Raw genomic sequence first — 21,344 nt, forward strand, 5'->3', positions numbered from 1 at the left:
TCCAAATTCCAAGGCAAATGTGAAAAGCACAAAGCGTTGGAATTTGGAATTTTTTATTTGATTTTTTTTACTTGAATTTATCTTTTCAGTTGGAATTTGGAATTTAAAAATATTGGAATTTTAATAAATTTTATTTTCTAAAATTCTTATGATTGTGCTTTCTTTTATAATGCGTTTGTTTCAGATTCTTTTTGTCTTCAGAAATTACACTGATTGTACCGTCAATTTCGAGCATACAAAGCTTTACATCGGTATAATGTTCTAAACCATGCTCACGCATCGCTTCTTTCAATTCGTCGTGTGAAATGTCTAATTTGCTTAAAGCTTTAAAATCAAGTTTCCCGTCGTGAATCAGGATTTCGGGTTTATCCAGAAGTAAATCGTTGAGCACTTTGTATTTGTGCGTAAGTTTTTTTATAACAAAGTTGATTACAAACAAAACCAAAGCCGCAACCAAACCTCCCCAAAGACTTGTATCGGGTCCCACCATGGCATTTTGAACAGAGTTGCTAATCAGTAAAATCAGAATAATATCAGCCGTATTTAATTGCGAAAGTTCTTTTTTACCGAAAATTCTAAGTGCAATTGTCATGAAAAAATAAACAGCGGTGCTTCTAAGAATAATGTCTAAATAAGGGAAAACCATATTTTTTATTTAAAGTTAATAAAAAAGCTTTGTCAAAGTTTTAAACTTTGACAAAGCTGCTAAATTAATTATGTGTTGTTAAGTTTAAATGAACTTATATCAATTTAAAATTCTTCTCAATCGCTTTAATCATTTCTCCGGCAATATCTTTATTTGTTGCACCTTCAATTCCTTCAAGTCCCGGAGAAGAGTTTACTTCGAGTAATAACGGGCCTTTTGAAGAACGAATAATGTCTACACCTGCAACCTTTAAATCCATTGCTTTTGCGGCTTTAATCGCAATCTTTTTCTCTTCGGCAGTTACTTTGATAACAGAGGCTGTTCCGCCCAAGTGAATATTGGCTCTAAATTCGCCCGGCATTGCTTCACGTTGAATTGCTGCAACTACTTTTCCGTCAATTACAAAACAACGAATGTCTTTTCCGTTGGCTTCTTTAATGAATTCCTGAACTAAAATGTTTGCATTTAAGCTTTTAAAAGCATTGATAACACTTTCTGCCGCTTTTTTGGTTTCTGCCAAAACAACTCCTTTTCCTTGTGTTCCTTCTAGTAATTTTACGATTAAAGGAGAACCTCCAACCATTTTGATCAGGTTGTCAGTATCCAAAGGCGAATTCGCAAATCCAGTTGTCGGAATATCGATTCCGCTATTCAAAAGCAATTGCAGTGAATATAATTTATCACGTGATTGTGTTATGGCTGTAGCCGAATTTAAAACGAAAACCTTCAAAGCTTCAAACTGGCGCGTTAAAGCACAACCGTAAAAAGTAATACTTGGTCGGATTCTCGGAATAATAGCGTCAAATTGATTCAATATTTTTCCTCCACGATAATGAATTTCAGGAGTTTTAGCATCCAGTTTCATGTAACATTCTTTAATATTCAAAAAATGCATTTCATGACCGCGCATTTCGCCGGCTTCCATAATTCTTTTATTGCTGTATAATTCAGGATTACTGGCCAAAAGTCCAATTCGTAAACCAGAACTTGCTTTTTCAGAGTTTTGGTATAATTCTTTTAATGCTTCGGTTGTTGGCTGCCCCAACATATATTTGTCTTCGGGATCAACCAATACACGTCCGCTCATGGCTTCACGGCCTAAAAGCATACGAAAACCCATTGAGTCACGATTGGTCAATGTCATTTCGATTGGCCATTTTGCATCGCCAATTTTTAAGTTCGTTTGAATAACATAACGATGTTCTCTAAAACCGCTTGAACTTTTTACAATTCGTTTATCAACCAGTGGAGCTTCACAATGAATAATGGTTTTAATATTATTCTGAATTGGGTTAATGTCAAATTTTACCCAATTGGCATCATTTTTTATAAAAGGAGCTATGTTTATGGCGTGCATTGCCGAAGTTTTTGCGCCTGAATCGACGCGAGCCTTGATTGTAGGGATTCCTAGTTCTGGAAATGAGCACCATTCTTCGCTACCTAAAATGACTTTATTTTGAAGCATACGTTATTATTTGTTATAAAATTTAATATTCAAAAGTAGCTATTTGCTTTTAATAAATATACGATTTTATCCAAAGAAAAAACCCGTTATGTTATAAAAACGTAACGGGTTTGTTATTTCTGTTATAAAATTTATCGATTTACAGATTTGTTGGCTCTTCGGCTTTGTGTACTTCTACAGAAAGCTCTTGAGAATCATCTTTTAAATCCATTAAGATTTCATCACCTGAATGTATTTTTGAGGTAATAATTTCTTCTGCTAACAAATCTTCAACATATTTCTGAATCGCTCTTTTTAGAGGTCTTGCGCCAAATTGTCTGTCAAAACCTTTTTCAGCGATAAATGCTTTTGCCTTATCAGTAAGACTTAATTTATATCCTAATTCAGCAATACGATTGTACAGTTTTGTAAGTTCGATTTCGATAATCAAATCAATATCATGTTTTTCTAATGCATTGAACACGATTACGTCATCAATTCTGTTTAAGAATTCAGGAGCGAAAGTTTTTTTCAATGCATTTTCGATAATGCTTTTTGAGTTTTCATCGGCCTGAGCCACTTTTGCAGCAGTTCCGAATCCTACACCTTGTCCAAAATCTTTTAACTGACGTGCTCCAACGTTAGATGTCATAATAATGATAGTGTTTTTAAAGTCGATTTTGCGACCTAAACTATCAGTCAAATATCCATCGTCAAGCACCTGAAGCATCATATTAAACACATCCGGATGCGCCTTTTCGATCTCGTCTAAAAGTACAACACAATAAGGTTTTCTACGAACTTTTTCTGTCAATTGTCCACCTTCTTCGTAACCTACGTATCCCGGAGGCGCTCCAACTAAACGAGAAATAGCAAATTTTTCCATGTATTCGCTCATATCGATACGAACTAATGCATCTTCAGAATCGAATAATTCTTTTGCTAAAACTTTAGCCAATTGGGTTTTACCAACTCCGGTCTGACCTAAGAAAATAAACGAACCAATTGGTTTGTTCGGATCTTTAAGTCCGGCTCTGTTACGTTGAATAGAACGTGCAATTTTTAAAACAGCTTCATTTTGACCAATTACTTTATTCTGAATCAATTCAGGTAATTTGGCTAATTTATTGCTTTCTGTTTGTGCAATTCTGTTTACAGGAATTCCAGTCATCATAGAAACAACATCGGCTACATTATCTTCTGTAACTTCAATTCTGTTGTTTTTAGAATCTTCTTCCCATTGCTCTTGCGCAACAGCTAAATCTTTTTCGATACGTTTTTCATCATCACGAAGTTTGGCAGCTTCTTCATATTTTTGTTTTTTCACTACCATGTTTTTGTTTTCACGCACTTCTTCTAACTGACGCTCTAAATCTAAAATTTGTTTAGGAACATCAATATTAGTAATGTGTACACGAGAACCAGCTTCGTCAAGAGCATCAATAGCTTTGTCCGGTAAAAAACGCTCAGACATATATCTGTTGGTTAATTTAACACAAGCTTCGATCGCTTCCTGCGTATAAGTTACGTTATGGTGATCTTCGTATTTGTCTTTTACATTGTTCAAAATCGCGATTGTTTCTTCAACAGAAGTTGGTTCTACAATTACTTTTTGAAAACGTCTTTCAAGAGCTCCGTCTTTTTCAATATATTGTCTGTACTCATCAAGCGTTGTTGCACCAATACATTGAATTTCGCCTCTTGCTAATGCAGGTTTAAACATGTTTGAAGCATCAAGAGAACCTGTTGCTCCGCCGGCACCTACAATAGTGTGAATTTCATCAATGAAAAGAATGATGTCATCATTTTTTTCAAGTTCGTTCATCACGGCTTTCATTCTTTCTTCAAACTGACCGCGGTATTTTGTTCCGGCTACTAAACTTGCCAGATCAAGTGTTACTACACGTTTGTGGAAAAGAATACGTGATACTTTTTTCTGAATGATACGCAATGCTAATCCTTCAGCAATAGCAGATTTACCAACTCCTGGTTCACCAATAAGAAGTGGGTTGTTCTTTTTTCTACGGCTTAAAATTTGCGATACACGCTCAATTTCTTTTTCGCGTCCTACAACAGGATCTAGTTTTCCTTCTTCGGCCATTTCTGTTAAATCTCTCCCAAAATTATCTAAAACCGGGGTCTTAGATTTTTTGTTTGACTTATTGGCTGGATTATTAAAACTACTTTCCTTAAGACTGTCATCTTGTCCTGAATCGTCATTGTATGATTCGTTTCTAGGCAAGTTTTCTAAGAATTCTTCTTCGTTTGGAGTCATATTTAAATATTGTTCTTTAGCTATGTCATAATCTATTTTTAGTTTATTCAACAGCTTGGTTGTTGGATCGTTTTCGTTTCGTAAGATACATAAAAGCAGGTGCGCCGTGCTAATTGACGAGCTCTGAAATACTTTAGCTTCAAGGAAAGTTGTCTTCAGTGCCCTTTCCGCTTGACGGGTAAGATGAAGATTTTTCTTTTCAGCATTTACTTCAACGCTTTGATTGGCCGGACTCAGTATTTCTACCTTTCTGCGCAAATGATCTAAATCGACTGCAAGGTTATTAAGTATATGAATGGCTTTACCGTTTCCATCCCTCAAAATGCCTAGCATTAGATGTTCAGTACCAATAAAGTCGTGACCCAAACGTAAGGCCTCTTCTTTACTGTAGGTAATAACATCTTTTACTCTTGGTGAAAAATTATCATCCATAATATATAATTGTAATTGTAAATTTAGTGAATTAGTCTTTGAAAAACAAAAACCATACCCTTCCGAATCTCCTGTCAGCTAATAGACAAAAAAAATAACAATAAAAGCGTTAAAAAACGCTTAATTTATTAACTAAAAAGTAAAATAAAGTTGTTAATAAATCATTGAAATAAGTGTAAGTAAATAGCTGAAAAAATTTCAAAAAACCGTATCTTGGCACGCTTTGAAACTAATATAATTATTAAACATAACAACTTATGTCTGAAGGAGAAAAGTTAATTCCTATTAACATAGAAGATGAAATGAAATCAGCTTACATCGATTATTCGATGTCAGTAATCGTATCAAGAGCACTTCCGGATGTTAGAGATGGCTTGAAACCAGTGCATCGAAGAGTTCTTTACGGAATGTATGACTTAGGAGTAACATCAAGATCTGCCCACAAAAAATCTGCGAGAATTGTAGGGGAGGTTCTGGGTAAGTATCACCCGCACGGAGATACATCTGTTTATGATGCGATGGTTCGTATGGCTCAGGAATGGAGTTTACGATATTTATTAGTTGATGGTCAGGGTAACTTTGGTTCTGTGGATGGAGACAGTCCGGCAGCAATGCGTTATACTGAGGCGAGAATGCGTAAAATATCTGAAGATATTATGGCAGATATCGAAAAAGAAACAGTTGATTTTCAATTGAACTTTGACGATACTTTATATGAGCCTAAAGTAATGCCAACCAGAGTTCCTACTTTATTAATTAATGGAGCAACAGGAATCGCGGTAGGTATGGCAACCAATATGCCGCCACACAACTTAACTGAAGTTATCAATGGTACTTTAGCTTACCTTGATAATAATGATATTGAAATAGAGGAATTAATGACCTATATTAAAGCTCCGGATTTTCCAACCGGTGGTATAATATATGGTTACGAAGGTGTTCGTGAAGCATTTAAAACAGGTAGAGGTCGTATTGTAATGCGCGCCAAAGTTGGTTTTGAAGAAGTTGACGGAAGAGAATGTATCATCGTTACCGAGATTCCATATCAGGTAAACAAAGCCGAAATGATCAAACGTACGGCTGATTTGGTTAACGATAAAAAAATTGAAGGTATTGCCAATATTCGTGACGAATCTGACAGAAACGGTATGCGTATCGTTTATATCCTGAAACGTGATGCTACGCCAAACGTAGTTTTGAATACCTTATATAAGTTTACATCATTACAATCCTCTTTTAGTGTAAATAATATTGCACTTGTAAAAGGACGCCCACAAATGTTGAATCTAAAAGATATGATTCACTATTTTATTGAGCACCGTCATGATGTTGTTGTTCGAAGAACTCGTTTTGAATTACGTAAAGCAGAAGAAAGAGCACATATTTTAGAAGGATTAATTATTGCTTCTGATAATATTGATGAAGTAATTGCAATAATCAGAGGTTCTAAAAATACAGAAGAGGCTCGTGAGAAATTAATCGAAAGATTCAATTTGTCAGATATTCAGGCTCGTGCTATTGTTGAGATGCGTTTGCGTCAGTTAACAGGTCTTGAGCAAGACAAATTAAGAGCCGAGTTTGAAGAATTAATGAAATTAATTGAGCACTTAAAAGCTTTATTAGCAGACGTTAATTTAAGAACTAATTTAATTAAAGAAGAACTTGAAGAAATCCGTGAGAAATACGGAGATGAGCGTCGTTCTCAAATTGAATATTCTGGTGGAGATGTAAGTATCGAAGATTTAATTGCCGATGAAAATGTAGTAATTACAATTTCTCATGCAGGTTATATCAAACGTACCAACTTAACAGAATATAAAACTCAAAACAGAGGAGGAGTTGGACAAAAAAGTGCAGGAACAAGAGATCAGGATTTCCTTGAGCACATGTTCGTTGCGACCAACCACCAATATATGATGTTCTTTACCCAAAAAGGGAAATGTTTCTGGATGCGTGTTTACGAAATTCCAGAGGGAAGTAAAACTGCAAAAGGTAGAGCAATTCAAAACTTAGTGAACATTGAAAGTGATGATAAAGTAAAAGCTTTCATTTGTACACAAGACTTAAAAGACAAAGATTATATCAACAGTCATAATCTTGTAATGGTTACCAAACAAGGTCAGGTTAAGAAAACTTCTTTAGAGAAATATTCTAAACCTAGAGTAAATGGTGTTGCAGCTATTACTATTAAGGAAGGCGACGAATTAATGGGAGCGCAATTAACAGATGGAGAAAGCCAAATTATCCTGGCAGTTAAATCTGGTAAATTAGTTCGTTTTGAAGAAACTAAAACACGTCCGATGGGAAGAACAGCTTCAGGAGTTCGTGGAATTAGCTTAAAAGATGATACTGATGAAGTAATTGGTATGGTTACTGTTGGTAAAAATGATGTTAACGATTCGCAAATTTTAGTTGTAACTGAAAATGGATACGGAAAACGTACCAAATTAGTTGACGAAGATGGAGAAGATGTTTACAGAATCACAAACCGTGGTGGAAAAGGTGTGAAAACACTTAACATTACAGAAAAAACAGGAAAACTGATTTCTATCAACGCCGTAACTGATGCTGATGACTTAATGATTATCAACAAATCAGGATTGACAATTAGAATGGCTATTGAAGATTTACGTGTAATGGGTCGTGCAACGCAAGGGGTTCGATTAATTAACTTAAAAGGTAAAGATTCTATTGCAGCCGTAACAAAAGTCATGAAAGATGATGTTGAAGAAGTTGTTGTTGATGAAGACGGAAACGTAGTTGGGCCAGTTATAGAAAGAATTAAGCCAGACTTAGAAGTTCTTGAAGACGATGGTACAGTTGAAGACGATGACGACGATACTGATGAACCAGTAGAAGACGAAGATGACTCTGAAGAAGAATCGGAAGAGTAAAAATATATAACCACGAAAATTAAAATTAAATACACAAATTGAATATTATGAAAAGTAAATATGTAATACTTGCATCAGCATTATTGATTTCGGTAGCTACTTTTGCTCAAAAAGATCAAATTAAAAGTGCTGAAAAAGCATTAAAAGGCGGAGATGCTCAAGGAGCAATTACGATACTAAAAGATGCTGAAAACATGGTGGTGAATGCCAAAGATGTTGAACAGGCTCAATACTATTTTGTACAAGGTAATGCTTACCTTGATTTAGCAAATAAAAAAGTAGAAGAAAGTAAAAATTTATCTTCAGCTGCTCAAAGCTATAATAAATTGATTGAAGTTGAAAAAGCATCTGGAAAACAAAAGTATTCAACTCAGGCTGCAGCTTCAATTACTCAAATTAAAGGTTTGTTGATTAATTCAGCAATTGCTGATACTCAGGCAAACAAACATGCTGACGGAGCAAAAAAATTGTATGATGCTTATTTGTTAGACAGAAAAGATACAATTAACTTGTATTATGCTGCGTCAACAGCTGTAAATGCTCAGGATTACGATACAGCTTTACCAATGTATGAAGAGTTGAAAAAATTAAACTATTCTGGAAAAGGAACAAGCTATACTGCAATCAACAAAGCTTCTGGTAATGAAGATGGTTTTAATACAGCTAGCGAAAGAGATTTGGCTATTAAACTAGGTACTCACGAAAAACCTAAAACAGAAGCAATTCCTTCTAAAAGAGGTGAGATCTACAAAAACTTAGCTTTGATTTTAGTACAAAAAGGACGTGTTGAAGATGCTAAAAAAGCAATTGCAGATGCAAGAAAAGCAAATCCTGATGATTCTTCTTTAATTCTTTCAGAAGCTAATTTATATTTAGAAACTAAAGATTTTGATACTTACAAAAAATTAGTTGGAGAGGCTTTGCAAAAAGATCCAAACAATGCTGATTTAGTTTTCAACTTAGGAGTTATTAGCGCAAATGCTAAAAACAATGCCGATGCTGAAAAATATTATTTGAAATCAATCGAAATTGATCCAAACTATACAAATGCTTATCTTAATCTTGCAGCTTTAAAATTAGAGGCTGAGAAACCAATCATTGACGAAATGAATAAATTGGGAACTTCTGCAAAAGATATGAAGCGTTATGATGTTTTAAAAACAGAAAGAGAAAATGTTTTCAAAGGAGTTATTCCTTATCTTAAAAAAGCACATGAATTAGATCCTAAAAATGATGATGTTTCTAAAACATTATTAGGGGTTTACAAAGCTTTAGAAATGACTGCTGAAGCAAAAGCATTAAAAGCTACAATGAACTAAGAAGTCTACTATTTCTTATATAAAAAAAACCATTCGTTGAAACGAATGGTTTTTTTATGCCTTATACTTTTTAAATTAACTTACTAAAGTAGCAGATAAAGTAATTGTAGTATTCAATAATTTAGATATCGGACAAATTTCTTTTGCTTTTGCTGCTGTTTTCTCGAATTCTTCCGCAGAAATAGAAGGAACTTTTCCTTTTAAATCTAAATGAATTAAAGTAATTGTACCATCTTCAAAAGTTACAGTCGCTTCTGTAGATAAATCATCTGCAGTAAAACCTCCCTCATTTAGTAAAAAACTTAATTGCATTGTAAAACACCCCGAATGAGCTGCAGCAACAAGTTCTTCAGGATTTGTTCCAACGCCATCTGCAAATCTGGTTTTAAATGATAATTGAGCGTTATCTAGTGTGGTACTTTGAGTACTAATTTTTCCAGTTCCTTCCATACCGGTTCCTTGCCAGTTAGCGTTTGCTTTTCTTGTAAATTTCATGTGATATTATATTAAGGTTTATAATCTTTTGATACTCAAATATAATCAATATTTTACAGAATAGTTTTATGGAATTTAATTAGAATGTTAAGTTTGGGGTTGTTTAAGCTTCAACGTTTGTCAGGCTGAGCGGAGTCGAAGCCCGTTACTATTGGAAGATATTAAAAAACTTTATGATGTCTTCGGTTTGAAACACGATAAAAAAAAGCTGCAATGAAAATTTTCAATGCAGCTTCTATATTTTAGGATTGAACTTAATGTTGCGTGGGTTTCGACTCCGCTCGACCTGGCAATTGCCGCTCAACCTGACAATTTAATTATTACTCAATCTAATAATTCATCTTATTCCTGACCTAAATTTCGCAATTGTTTCAGTTTGTCTTTCCAAACGTCAAGACTTTCTTTGTGAATAGCAATGTTTTTACGAACTTCAAGAACAATTGAATTCTCTTTTTTAGCATTTTTAGTATTTGTAAAAAACTGAATGTTATTCTCTAATTGGAATATTTCGTTTTGTACTTCTTCAATTTTACGCATTAAGAAAATCTTTTCGTTATCTAGTTTTCTCGTGTCGTTACTTTCAGATAATGAATCAATTCTGTTTGAGAAACGCATCATTTCTGTTTCTTTCTTACTCAAACTTAATTTTTCGAAAAGCGCATCCAGAATTTTGTTGAATTTACCTTCGATATGACGTCTTGAAAAAGGAACTTTTCCAAAGCCTTTCCAGGTTTCAATATGTTGTTTTATTGCATCTAAATCTGTTTTGTGATCACCAGTTAACTGGTAAGCTCTCAAAATATCTAAATAAGCTTTTTTATTATCGAAAGCGGCAACTTCATCACCGTTTTCTTCAGATTTATGCTCTTTTAATTTATCAAAATAATGATTGCAGGCGTCTTTAAATTCTTTCCAGATTTTATCAGAATATTTTTTAGGAACATGGCCAATTTGTTTCCATTCTTCCTGAATTTGCTTCATTATTGGAGTAGTGGCAGCAAAATCTGTACTTTCCTGTAATTCTTTGGCTTTAGCAACCAAAGCCATTTTTTTATTTAAATTATCGTTTTGGTCTTTTTTAATGTCTTTGTAAAACGAATTTTTAAATGAATTAAAGTTTCTAACAGCAGTTTTAAACGCGGCCCATGTTTCTTCATTTACTTCTGAAGGTACTTTACCAGCTGCAAAAAACTCATTTCTAAGTGCCTCAACTTTTTGTATTTGTAACAGCCATTGCGAATGCGAATTTACTTTTTCGGTACCCAAGACTTCTATTTTTGCAATAATTTCTTTTTTAACTTCAAGATTTTGCTGCTCGTTTGCTCTTTGGCTTTCAAATAAAAGTTCTCTTTTATCATGAATTTTTTTAGTTAACTCACTAAATTTATTCCAAATCACATCACGGTGTTCTTTAGAAACCGGTCCGATATCTTCTTTCCAGATTCTGTGTAAATCCTGTAACTCACGGAAAGCTTTGCTGATATCAGTTTCATTAACCAGTTCTTCAACACGTGCAATAATTTTTTGCTTTTGATCTAAGTTATATTTAAAGTCCAGATCTCTAGCTTCACGATCTAAATGCAGATAATCATAGAAATTTTCTACATGAAAGTGATAATTATTCCAAACGTGATTGTATTTATCTTTCGGAATTGATCCTGCATTTTTCCATCTTTCTCTTAAATCATTAAAATGTTTAAGCGTGTCTTTGATGTTTTCCTGTGGATTTATAAGCTCTTTTAGTTCTTCAACAATAGCAAGTCGATTCTCTAAATTTGTTTTTAAATTAGTTTGTAAATGTTTAAAATGAACATTTCTTTTTTCTCTAAAGATGTTGTAGTATTCGTCAAATTTAGATTTTAAAGGAGAATGATATTCAAATTCTTCATTCGGATCCTCTTTAGAAGCATTAAATTCTTCTTTTTTCTCCTCTATAAGATGGTTGTATTGTAATAAGAATGATTTTTTAATTTCTTCAATATGATCTTTTACAGACATTACTTTGTCTGTATTGACAAGTTTTTTCAATTCATCAACAAGCGCATCCATTGAAAAAGTGTCATAATCCTGCATAGGAATATCATGACGCTCTTTTAGCGTCTCATCTTCACTCTCTTCGGCATTCGAATTTGTAATAGCGTCTAATGCTGTTTGATGATTTGCTTCCTCAGTTTCATCGGCACTTTCTATTTCATTTTCGGGTGCTGTCACTGTGTCTGATGTTTCAATTGCATCATTTTCTATAGAATCACTAATTTCGATTCCAACTTTTCCGTCTGCCTCTTGCAGGTTATCATTCTTTTCTTCTAACATTTTAAATGTATAAGTATATTGATTTAAACATTGCGAAAGATAGTAAAGGTGTTTCTAAATACAAAATAAATCGTTTGTTTATCTGCTATTTTGCGGTGAAATTCTTATTTATTGGAGTGATTTAAGATTATGATACTTGTTTTTTCGCTTTATTTTTGAAGTAAATTTAAATTTTAAAACAATATCGTTTTAAGAAAAACAATTATAAAATAATATTTTAGTAAAGAAGTTCTTATTTTAATTAAAGCTTAAAATAGAATTAGCATTCCAACTTCGATACCAAAATTATAAGACTTATGACTTCCAAAACCCACGCTTGGATGAATATATGCCATATCGTTTGCTGTTATTTTTCTGCCAAATTCTAAAAAAGCATTGTTTGGGAATCCCTTGTTTGTAGCGTTATATCTAAACGCAGCATCTGCGGCAATCCAATTTTTCCCCATTATAAACATGAAATAATTTTCAAATGAGGTCGTATTTATGTCGTCTCTATTGTCAGAACCTGCAAAACTAAGCTGGTTTTCTAAAGAAGAAATCCATAGTATTTTATCTTTCTTTAAATATTTTCCATAGAAAATTGCGGGAGCGAAAACCCATTTTCCGGATCCGCGAGCGGGATCAGTTGCAGAATTAGAAATGACTCTGGCGCGAAAAGCAATTCCGCCATTTTGATGTTCTAAATAAGGGATATAACTAATTCCGGCACCAATATCACCAATTCCGGTTTTATTATCAGAACTTGAGTTGGTTGAAATTAAAGGAAGATCTAATCTTAAATTCCATGCTTTGTTGGCGATAGGGTGTAAAAATCGAAGCTCGGTCGTATTAAATGACCCGGAATCTGTATCTAAATATTCATTAAATAATAAAATGGTTTTTAGATAATAATGATAGCGCGCCTCTGTATATACATTTTTGGCAGCTTCTTCAGTATCCTGAGCTTTTGCGAAAAAAGTAATAAAAAAAAATAGCAGTAAAAAAAGGTAGATTTTTTTCATAACTACTTATAAATGAGTAGTCTAAAAGTACGAAAATTACCTTAATATTTTATTCTCTGCTGTTTTTTATTTATTCCATATTTTCCATGCTTTTTCAGCCTGAAAAATAAGCATATCATAACCGTTTTTAATTATTGCTCCTTTTTCTTTAGCATTTTTTAAAAATTGCGTTTCGGCAGGATTATAAATTAAATCGTAAGCGATGTGTTTATCTGTAAAAAACTCATACGGAAGATTAGGACAAGCTTCAATATTCGGACTTGTTCCTACTGGAGTACAGTTGATTATGATTTGAAAATTATCAAATGTAGTTGCATTTATCAAATCGTAATCAATAATATTTTCTTTTGCCTCTCTGGAAACAAAAGTATAAGGAATATTAAGTTCGTCAAGAGCAAAGGCAACACCTTTTGATGCGCCTCCTGTACCCAGAATAAGCGCTTTTTTATGATGTGATTCTAATAAGGGCTTTAAAGATTTTTTAAAACCATAATAATCTGTATTGTAGCCTTTTAATTTTCCTTTTTTGGTGAATTTAATGGTGTTAACAGCCCCAATTAAGGCTGCTTTTTTTGATAATGTATCTAAAAACGGAATAACTTGTTCTTTGTACGGAATTGTTACATTTAAACCATTTAAATCAGGATTGTTTTTGATTAATCCGCTGAAATGATTGATTTCAGAAATATCAAAATTTTCATAGCTATTGCCTAAAAAAACTTCATCATTAAACTTTTCAGTAAAATATCCTTTTGAAAATGAGTAACTAATATTACGCCCTAATAAGCCAAAACGTCTTTTTAAAATATCAACCATTATTGTTTTCTATGTTTCTCAATATAATTTCTAACCATTTTTTTTGCCCAGACAACCGGAAATAAATCTTCGATTAAAATATAATTATCAAAGTTTAAACGTAACCCGTTGCTTAAATGGAATTTTGCTTTTGTGTTGTCCTGAATCATAAAATACAATCCCGCCAAACGATATTCTATTTCGTTTTCTTCAGGAAAATACTCTGTAGCCTGCAATAAAGTTTGAATTGCAATTTCAAATTCTCCTAAAAATTGTAAAATATCAACCCAGAATAACCAGGTATCTAATGCATAATCACCAAATTCTACCGCTTTTCTGTATCCAAATTCTGCTTCTTCAAAAAAGTTCATTTGTTTGTTGATCGTTGCGTAACGTTTCCAATACAAACGATTTTGATTGTCGATAGCTAATGCCTTATTCACAAAAAACAATGCTTTTTGAAAGTTTTTCTGGCGAACATGAAAATCAGTAATTGCAATCCAGCCTTTGTCTAAAAGCGGATCTTCGTGAACAGTTTGATTGTAATATTGAAGCGCTTTTACATAATTTCCAAGTTTCTCGTAACATTTACCAATTCTCAATAAAGCATACGAAGTCGCATCGTCCAATTCGATGGTGCGGTTGTAGCTTTCAATTGCTTCGTTGTATTTTTTAAGACGCTCGTAAGCTTTTGCTTTTTCCATAAAAGCCCCTAAAAACTCATCGTCAATAAGAGTTGCATAGTCAAAAGCACGAATGGCGTTTTCGTATTCTTTTACCCCATAATGCAAACGTCCAAGTTGATGCCAGGCGATTTCGCTATATGGATTTTTGTTGATATAGTCGTTAAGATAAAGAATAGCTTCCTGATTTTGATCTAAAAATTCAAAACAGTAAACTACATTATATAAGGCAGATTGATCTTCTAAATCTTCTTCAAGACATTTGATGAAACTGTCTTTTGCCATCTCGAGATTATCCATGAAAAGATATTCCATTCCAATCAGGTTGTACACGTCAGCGTAATCGTCAGTATATTGCAAGGCAATTTTAAGCAATTCTACAGCTTTTTCGTGTTGATCTCTTTTAGAACAGATATTGGCTTTCTGAATGTAAATTTCCTCGTTGTTTGGTTCAATTGCATACAACTCATTTAAAAGCTTTTCAGCGATCTCAAGTTTGTCGTCATACACCAGCATTTCTACTTGTACTAATTTTAAGCCTGTAGATTTTGGGTGTTGGTCTAATGCAAGTTTTAAGGCCTTTTTTGCTAAATTAGCCTTACCTATATCTAAATAATGAAGAATAATTTCTTCAAATTCTTCAGAATCAAAAAAGAGTACTTTGTTAGTTTTTAACATCGACTCAAATTTGGATAGGGATAGGTTATAATCTTCTTCTTCGTTGCTTAATTGCATACTTTGTTTTATTTGAAATTAGCCTGTTATAAATTTAGGCAACCATATTATTGTTGTGTGGAATGGAAATTAATTGTTTTGAACAATTTAATTAACAATATGGACAGAATTTACATTCTGTTTTTAATCATAATCTTCTGAAATGTAAAAGATTATTCGTTATTATTCTTCTTTTTAATGTAAAGCTTTAATTAAGCTTTTTGTTGTCTTTTAATGATTTGATCCATAACTTCTAAAATTATGGCGCAGCCTTCTTTTATTTCTTCTTCAGAAATGGTTAACGGAGGCGTTATTCGTATCGCGCATCCTTCAAATAATAACCAGAATAAAATAAGACCTTTGTCCTGACAGCTTAAAATAACTTCATTGGTTATTTCGGCTGTTTCGGTCATTGCGGCTAGCATTAATCCTTTTCCTCTAACTTCCTTTATCAAAGGATGTACCAAAAGCGATCTGAACAGCTTTTCCTTCTCTAATGCTTCCTGCATCAAATTAGTTTCAGTTAATTCCTGCAAAGTAGCTAAACAAGCTGACGCAATGACAGGATGACCCCCAAAGGTGGTTATGTGCCCTAATTTAGGATTTTCTGTCAAAAGATCCATTTTTTCTGCTGAAGCTGTAAAGGCTCCTACAGGCATTCCGCCGCCCATTCCTTTACCCATAACGACAATATCCGGAACCACATCGTAATTTTGAAAACCAAAAAGTTTTCCCGTTCTGCCGAAACCAGGTTGAATTTCATCGACAATCATCATGGCACCAACTTCATCACAACGTTTACGAACTTTCTGTAAAAAGTTATCGTGAGGCTGAATAAATCCGGCACCGCCCTGAATTGTTTCAAGTAGAATTGCTGCAGTTCTGGTTGTTATTTTTTGTAAATCTTCTTCGTTGTTAAAGGTAATAAAATCAACGTCAGGAAGCAATGGTCGAAAGGCTTGTTTGCGTTCTTCAAATCCCATAACACTCATAGAACCCATTGTGTTGCCATGATATGCATTATGACATGAAATAAGCTGACTGCGACCTGTTGTTCTTTTGGCTAATTTAAGTGCACCTTCAATCGCTTCTGTGCCTGAATTAACCAAATATGTTTTATTTAAAGATTCCGGCAGGAGTGAAGCCAGTAATTTGCAATACTGAACGGCCGGACTTTGAGAGTATTCGCCATAAACCATTACATGCGAATATTTATCTAACTGATCTTTTATAGCCTGATTTACTCTCGGATGCTGATGCCCTAATGTGCAGGCAGAAACGCCGGCAACAAAATCTAAATATTTTTTATCGTTAGTATCGTAAATGTAAGAGCCAATGGCATGTGAAACTTCCATTCCTAACGGATAAGGAGAAGTTTGTGCCTGGTATTTTATAAAATCTGGATTCATTTTTTTGAGGTTCTAAGTTGCTAAGCTACTAAGATTCTGTTTTTTTAGTTTTGGATACAAAACTGAAAACTGCGACTGAAAACTACTTTTTTGCTTTGGCAGTTTTTGTCGTATCCGCTTTAGCTGTATTTGTTTTTACAGCGGGTTTCTTTTTACCGTAATCAAGTGTTTCTTTCCTGACTTTCATCGGGACATTTTCTTTTGCGTTTTCGTCTTTCCCTTCCTGAATTAATTTCTCATTCATTTCATTTTCTTCGGCAGTAAAAATATCATCTTTCGATTTTATTCTCTCATCTCCGCGCCAGACTAAACCTCTTAATTTACGGGCATTTTCGGGTAAATCAGCTTCGGGATAAATATCACCATCTACTTTATTGAAAAACGTAATGGTTTCAACCGCATTATTTTCTAAAATAAGATTGATTTTACTGCTTACATTTTTATTAATTCCAATGAGTTCATTCGCGTCATTTCGCATATAATAAATGACTTCGGTATTTTTGATGACGTCAACATCATGCAGTTTTCCTTCTTTGAATTTTCCAAATAAATTAAGTCCTTTTACTTGATTAAAACCGGTGCTGAGCGTGTCCCGTGAGACCAGAAATGTATTATTGAGGACTTTTAGCGAATCCAGTTTTTTGGTGTTATTATCACCAATTAAATGCATGATATCTCCGGTAATTTGATTTTCGCCATTCCATAAAATCGGATTTCCAATTAGTTTTGTCAAAGCCGTTTTAGAATTAGAATGAATCGAATCACATTTTCCGCTCATATCAGTTTTGTAAAAACGAACATTATTATAAGCTCTCAAAATGCGTTCGCCTTCTTTTCCTGTAACCATCAATTTAGTTCCGTGAATATAAACAGAATCATTTTCAACCAGGTTGATCGCAACGGCTCTTTTTGTTACAAACATAGAGTCCTTTAGCTTGTATAATTCTGCATAATGGCCTTTTACAACTCCTTTATTAATAGAATCCGTGATTTTTACATTCCGTGTTGCCGAAGCAAATTCGGTATTTCGATTATAAAATAAACTATCGCCTTCTATTCGCCTGTCATCATATTTTATGTACGAGTTTCGAACAAAATGGGCTATGTTTTTCTTCGTATCATAAAATCCTTTTTCGGTATAAATATAATTGGCTTTACTTGTAATTGTCGACGGACCAAGTAAATAACTATGGCCTGAATTGCTATAATAATCTAAATGATTTGATTTAATAACATATTTTGGATTCGTAATTGTCACTTCGGTTAAAAACTGAAACTTCTTTTGAGCAACATAATAGCGGCCTGATTTACTTACCAAAGTATTATCTTTATTTACAATTGTTCCTTTTGAGTTATAAAAAACTTCCTGAACATTTCGGTCAAAATTAATAGTATCTGTTTGCAAAGTAGCATCCGGAGAACTCATAACAGCATCTCCTGTGGCGAAAGCTTTTTTAAAATTTCCGTTATATTCGGCGTATTTACTATTAAGAAATAAAGTATCTCCCTGTACCAATTGTACATTACCAAAGGCTTTTAGGTAGTTTTCTTTTTGAAAAAAATAAGCTTTATTGCAAGTTAGCACAACACCATCATGATTTACTTTTACATTTCCGGTTAGTAAAAGTGCATCAGGCATTAATTCCTGATTGACATCGGAATAATCAGCATTTTCGACAATAATTTTTTTAGGTGCCTGCGCAAAAATGCTTTGAACACTTAAAAACAGCAAACAATAAGATATGAAAAAGAGTAATTTCTTCAATTGATTAAATTTTTGTCAAATTTATGAAAAAGGTTACAACCTTTGAGGATATTAGGATTAATTTATATTTTTTATCAGGTTCAGAGGTTCATAGTGGCAAAGGTGCAAAGTAGTATCTTCTAACAGAATCAAATTTATAGGCAATATATAGCGTAGAGACGCACAGCAGTGCGTCTAACCCAAAGAAGAGCAAGAAAAACCTTTGTACCTATGAACCTCTTTTAAGTTACCAACAAAATTTAAAACTATTTCGTTGTAGTTTGGTTTTGTGATTATAAATCGAAATCAGTTTCTTTTGAGTTTTAAAAATTAGCTTAAATTTAAAAAATGGTTTCTATTGATTAAAGAATAACTCAGTAAAAAACAATCCCATTTCGCTAAAATTGGAATTTGGAATTTAAAAATTGGAGTTTATAAATGGATTATGATAAATAAAAGAATTTTGGTTGCAGGAATGGCTGCAACAATGCTGTTTTCGGCATGCAAAACAAACGATTTTAGAATGAATACAGCAAATGAAGAAAATACTGCAAATAGAAAAATTGTAGTATATCAGGTTTTTACACGTTTATTTGGAAATAAAAATACAACCAACAAACCTTGGGGAACAATTGAAGAAAATGGAGTAGGAAAGTTTAATGATTTTACAGATAAAGCGCTTCATGAAATTAAAGATTTGGGTGTTACTTATATTTGGTATACCGGAGTTCCGCATCATGCCTTGGTTAGGGATTATACAGCTTACGGGATTTCAAATGATGATCCCGAAGTAGTAAAAGGCCGTGCAGGATCGCCGTACGCGGTAAAAGATTATTATAATGTAAATCCTGATTTGGCTGTAAATCCGGCAAATAGATTGCAGGAATTTGAGGCTTTAATAGATCGAACACACAAAGCAGGTTTAAAAGTAATAATAGACATTGTGCCCAATCATATTGCCCGAAAATACGAAGGGAAAAAGAATCCCGAAGGAGTTAAAGATTTTGGTGCCGATGATAATATAAATGTAGAATATAGTCGCGATAATAATTTTTATTATATACCGAAAAATCATTTTGAAATCCCGGATGGAGATATTCCTTTAAACGGAGAAAAAAATCCAATGGTTGACGGTTTCTTTGATGAAAATCCTGCTAAATGGACAGGAAATGGATCTCGAAAGGTAAAACCGGATCAAAATGATTGGTACGAAACCGTAAAAGTAAATTACGGAATTCGTCCGGATGGCTCAAAAGATTTTCCTGACCTTCCTTCGGGATTTGATCAAAAGTCATATCAGGAACATTTTGCTTTTTGGCAGGAAAAAGACATTCCGGATTCCTGGGAAAAATTCAAATCTATCGCTTTGTATTGGACAGCAAAAGGAGTTGATGGATTTCGTTATGATATGGCCGAAATGGTTCCGTATGAATTTTGGAGTTATATGAATTCGGCTATCAAAATGAAGAATCCAGATGCTTTTTTATTGGCAGAAGTTTATAATCCAAATGAATATCGCAATTACATTCGTTTAGGGAAAATGGATTATTTGTATGATAAAGTAGAGACGTATGACAAACTAAAAGATATAATAAGAGGGAAATCATCGCCGGATGGATTGTCAGATATTCAAAAAGGAATGTCGGATATTGAGCACCATATGTTGCATTTTTTGGATAATCATGACGAACAGCGTTTGGCAAGTCCTGAATTTGCAGGAACACCCGAAAGAGGAAAACCTTTAATGGTGGTTTCTACGACAATCAGCACATCACCAACAATGATTTATTTTGGACAGGAAGTAGGAGAGGCCGGAAATGAAAATGCAGGTTTCGGTACGCGTTCCCGAACTTCAATTTTTGATTATATCGGAGTTCCAAATCATCAACGCTGGATGAATGAAGGAAAATTTGATGGAGGAAAACTTTCTGAATCAGAAAAAAACTTACGTGATTTTTACAAGCGATTATTGAATTTTTCGATTAACAGCTCTGCTTTAATGGGGAGTTTTCAGGAAATTCAATCTGTAAATCGCCAGAATAATGCGGGTTATGAGGAATTGATTTATTCTTATGTTCGCTGGTCACAAAATCAAAAATTGATTATTGTTGCAAATTTTTCATCTGAAAAAACAAGCGAATTTGATTTGAAGATTCCAGCAGATATTGTTTCAAAATGGAATTTAAAAGACGGAAAATATCAGCTAACAGATCAATTGTATCAAAAGAGTTCTATTCAGTTAGAAGTAACAAATGGAGAAGGAATTGCAAGAGTTAAAATCAGCCCTTCAGAATCGTTTATTTATGAGTTAAAATAGATTTGTCAGTTCGAGCGGAGTCGAGAACTTTTAATGCATAAAAAAAGCTGATACTTAAATTTGTATCAGCTTTTTTCTTTTATACTTTTCGAACCTTTTTTAAGGCTTCTATGTAGTTTTCGTTTACTTTTTCCCAATTGATATGTTTGTAAAAAGCATCAATATAACTTCCTTTTCTATTTTGATAGTCAAGATAGTAAGCATGTTCCCATAAGTCAATCCCTAAAATTGGAGTTCCCGGAACCAAAGCATTTCGCATCAACGGATTGTCTTGATTTTCAGTAGTAGTTACCTGAAGTTTGCCTAGTTTATCAACTACCAGCCAAACCCAGCCAGAACCAAATTGTTTTGTAGCCTGACCTTTAAACTGATTAGTAAGATTATTAAAAGAACCAAATTCCTTATTAATAGATCCTGCTAAAGTATCTTGTGGCGTTTGTTCCTTAGGTGTTAAAAGATTAAAGTACATCGTGTGGTTGTAATACCCACCTGCATTTTGACGAAGCTTAGCATTATTAAGATCTAACTTTTTTAAAATATCCTCAATTGGCATATTTTCAAACTCCGTAGACACAATCTCTTTATTCAGATTATTTGTGTACGATACATAATGTTTCGAATAATGCGTTTCTAAAGTTAGAGAACGAATTTCGGGAGCCAGTGCATCGTAAGAAAAAGGTAATTTGAGCAGTCCAAAAGAACCAGGCTCTGCTTTTACTTCGTCTGGAGAACCAATGGTTATTTTTTCCTCCTTTGTTGGCAAAGGTACTTCAACAACTTCAGTTAGCTTATTATTGTCGTTACAAGAAAATAATATTAAAAATGAAGCCGAAATTGTCAAACAGGTGATGATTTTCTTCATG

General features: G+C 33.6%; 14 protein-coding genes. 3 read left to right on the forward strand and 11 right to left on the reverse strand.

Annotated elements, in window-relative coordinates; genetic code table 11:
- Positions 1-130: 130 nt before the first annotated feature.
- The 3 genes from BUE22_RS02825 to BUE22_RS02835 form a co-directional block, all read right to left on the reverse strand.
- Positions 131-646: a DUF421 domain-containing protein gene (locus tag BUE22_RS02825; RefSeq protein ID WP_073393640.1), complete on the reverse strand. Its 516-nt coding sequence runs from the start codon at positions 644-646 to the stop codon at positions 131-133.
- 94 nt (positions 647-740) lie between these two features.
- Positions 741-2,111 carry a 30S ribosomal protein S6--L-glutamate ligase gene (gene rimK, locus BUE22_RS02830; RefSeq protein WP_042564249.1) on the reverse strand — a complete coding sequence of 457 codons (1,371 nt, stop codon included), beginning with the start codon at positions 2,109-2,111 and terminating at the stop codon, positions 741-743.
- A 139-nt stretch (positions 2,112-2,250) separates the two neighbouring features.
- Entirely contained in the window at positions 2,251-4,797 is a 2,547-nt protein-coding gene (locus BUE22_RS02835; RefSeq protein ID WP_073393641.1) for an ATP-dependent Clp protease ATP-binding subunit, read from the reverse strand.
- A gap of 257 nt (positions 4,798-5,054) precedes the next feature.
- On the opposite strand from BUE22_RS02835, the gene gyrA reads away from it, so the two are divergent.
- The gene (gene gyrA / locus BUE22_RS02840; protein ID WP_073393642.1) at positions 5,055-7,691 is read left to right on the forward strand and encodes a DNA gyrase subunit A; all 2,637 of its coding nucleotides are present in this window, start codon (positions 5,055-5,057) and stop codon (positions 7,689-7,691) included.
- 47 nt (positions 7,692-7,738) lie between these two features.
- Positions 7,739-9,010 carry a tetratricopeptide repeat protein gene (locus BUE22_RS02845; RefSeq protein ID WP_073393643.1) on the forward strand — a complete coding sequence of 424 codons (1,272 nt, stop codon included), beginning with the start codon at positions 7,739-7,741 and terminating at the stop codon, positions 9,008-9,010.
- A gap of 75 nt (positions 9,011-9,085) precedes the next feature.
- Here the strand turns inward: BUE22_RS02845 and BUE22_RS02850 are convergent, their stop codons facing one another.
- From BUE22_RS02850 to BUE22_RS02880, 7 genes are all read right to left on the reverse strand, one after another.
- Entirely contained in the window at positions 9,086-9,505 is a 420-nt protein-coding gene (locus tag BUE22_RS02850; protein WP_042564253.1) for an OsmC family protein, read from the reverse strand.
- A gap of 342 nt (positions 9,506-9,847) precedes the next feature.
- Positions 9,848-11,818, reverse strand: a complete 1,971-nt coding sequence (locus BUE22_RS02855; protein WP_042564254.1) for a DUF349 domain-containing protein — start codon at positions 11,816-11,818, stop codon at positions 9,848-9,850.
- 248 nt (positions 11,819-12,066) lie between these two features.
- Positions 12,067-12,819, reverse strand: coding sequence for a lipid A phosphoethanolamine transferase (locus tag BUE22_RS02860; protein WP_073393644.1), 753 nt, complete (start codon positions 12,817-12,819; stop codon positions 12,067-12,069).
- A 66-nt stretch (positions 12,820-12,885) separates the two neighbouring features.
- A complete protein-coding gene (locus BUE22_RS02865) occupies positions 12,886-13,635 on the reverse strand; it encodes a shikimate dehydrogenase family protein (protein ID WP_073393645.1) in 750 nt (249 codons plus the stop codon).
- Positions 13,635-15,032, reverse strand: a complete 1,398-nt coding sequence (locus BUE22_RS02870) for a tetratricopeptide repeat protein (protein ID WP_073393646.1) — start codon at positions 15,030-15,032, stop codon at positions 13,635-13,637. Before BUE22_RS02870 ends, BUE22_RS02865 begins: the two co-directional genes overlap by 1 nt.
- A 191-nt stretch (positions 15,033-15,223) precedes the next feature.
- Positions 15,224-16,420, reverse strand: coding sequence for an aspartate aminotransferase family protein (locus BUE22_RS02875; protein WP_042564258.1), 1,197 nt, complete (start codon positions 16,418-16,420; stop codon positions 15,224-15,226).
- Between the two features lie 82 nt (positions 16,421-16,502).
- On the reverse strand, positions 16,503-18,185 hold the full coding sequence (locus BUE22_RS02880; protein WP_242607179.1) for an OstA-like protein: 1,683 nt from the start codon (positions 18,183-18,185) through the stop codon (positions 16,503-16,505).
- Positions 18,186-18,609: 424 nt separating this feature from the next.
- Between BUE22_RS02880 and BUE22_RS02885 the strand changes: the two genes are divergently transcribed.
- Positions 18,610-20,481, forward strand: coding sequence for an alpha-amylase family glycosyl hydrolase (locus tag BUE22_RS02885; RefSeq protein WP_073393647.1), 1,872 nt, complete (start codon positions 18,610-18,612; stop codon positions 20,479-20,481).
- A gap of 79 nt (positions 20,482-20,560) precedes the next feature.
- On the opposite strand, the gene BUE22_RS02890 is transcribed toward BUE22_RS02885, so the two are convergent.
- Positions 20,561-21,343, reverse strand: coding sequence for a superoxide dismutase (locus tag BUE22_RS02890; protein WP_042564261.1), 783 nt, complete (start codon positions 21,341-21,343; stop codon positions 20,561-20,563).
- Between the last annotated feature and the right edge of the window lies 1 nt (position 21,344).

Origin of the sequence: Flavobacterium pectinovorum (assembly GCF_900142715.1) — a bacterium.
Taxonomy (GTDB): domain Bacteria; phylum Bacteroidota; class Bacteroidia; order Flavobacteriales; family Flavobacteriaceae; genus Flavobacterium; species Flavobacterium pectinovorum.

Bases quoted from the DNA above. Each gene is read 5' to 3' on its own strand.
- BUE22_RS02825 (WP_073393640.1), bottom strand. From the start codon at position 646: ATGGTTTTCCCTTATTTAGACATTATTCTTAGAAGCACCGCTGTTTAT.
- rimK (WP_042564249.1), bottom strand. From the start codon at position 2,111: ATGCTTCAAAATAAAGTCATTTTAGGTAGCGAAGAATGGTGCTCATTT.
- BUE22_RS02835 (WP_073393641.1), bottom strand. From the start codon at position 4,797: ATGGATGATAATTTTTCACCAAGAGTAAAAGATGTTATTACCTACAGT.
- gyrA (WP_073393642.1), top strand. From the start codon at position 5,055: ATGTCTGAAGGAGAAAAGTTAATTCCTATTAACATAGAAGATGAAATG.
- BUE22_RS02845 (WP_073393643.1), top strand. From the start codon at position 7,739: ATGAAAAGTAAATATGTAATACTTGCATCAGCATTATTGATTTCGGTA.
- BUE22_RS02850 (WP_042564253.1), bottom strand. From the start codon at position 9,505: ATGAAATTTACAAGAAAAGCAAACGCTAACTGGCAAGGAACCGGTATG.
- BUE22_RS02855 (WP_042564254.1), bottom strand. From the start codon at position 11,818: ATGTTAGAAGAAAAGAATGATAACCTGCAAGAGGCAGACGGAAAAGTT.
- BUE22_RS02860 (WP_073393644.1), bottom strand. From the start codon at position 12,819: ATGAAAAAAATCTACCTTTTTTTACTGCTATTTTTTTTTATTACTTTT.
- BUE22_RS02865 (WP_073393645.1), bottom strand. From the start codon at position 13,635: ATGGTTGATATTTTAAAAAGACGTTTTGGCTTATTAGGGCGTAATATT.
- BUE22_RS02870 (WP_073393646.1), bottom strand. From the start codon at position 15,032: ATGCAATTAAGCAACGAAGAAGAAGATTATAACCTATCCCTATCCAAA.
- BUE22_RS02875 (WP_042564258.1), bottom strand. From the start codon at position 16,420: ATGAATCCAGATTTTATAAAATACCAGGCACAAACTTCTCCTTATCCG.
- BUE22_RS02885 (WP_073393647.1), top strand. From the start codon at position 18,610: ATGATAAATAAAAGAATTTTGGTTGCAGGAATGGCTGCAACAATGCTG.
- BUE22_RS02890 (WP_042564261.1), bottom strand. From the start codon at position 21,343: ATGAAGAAAATCATCACCTGTTTGACAATTTCGGCTTCATTTTTAATA.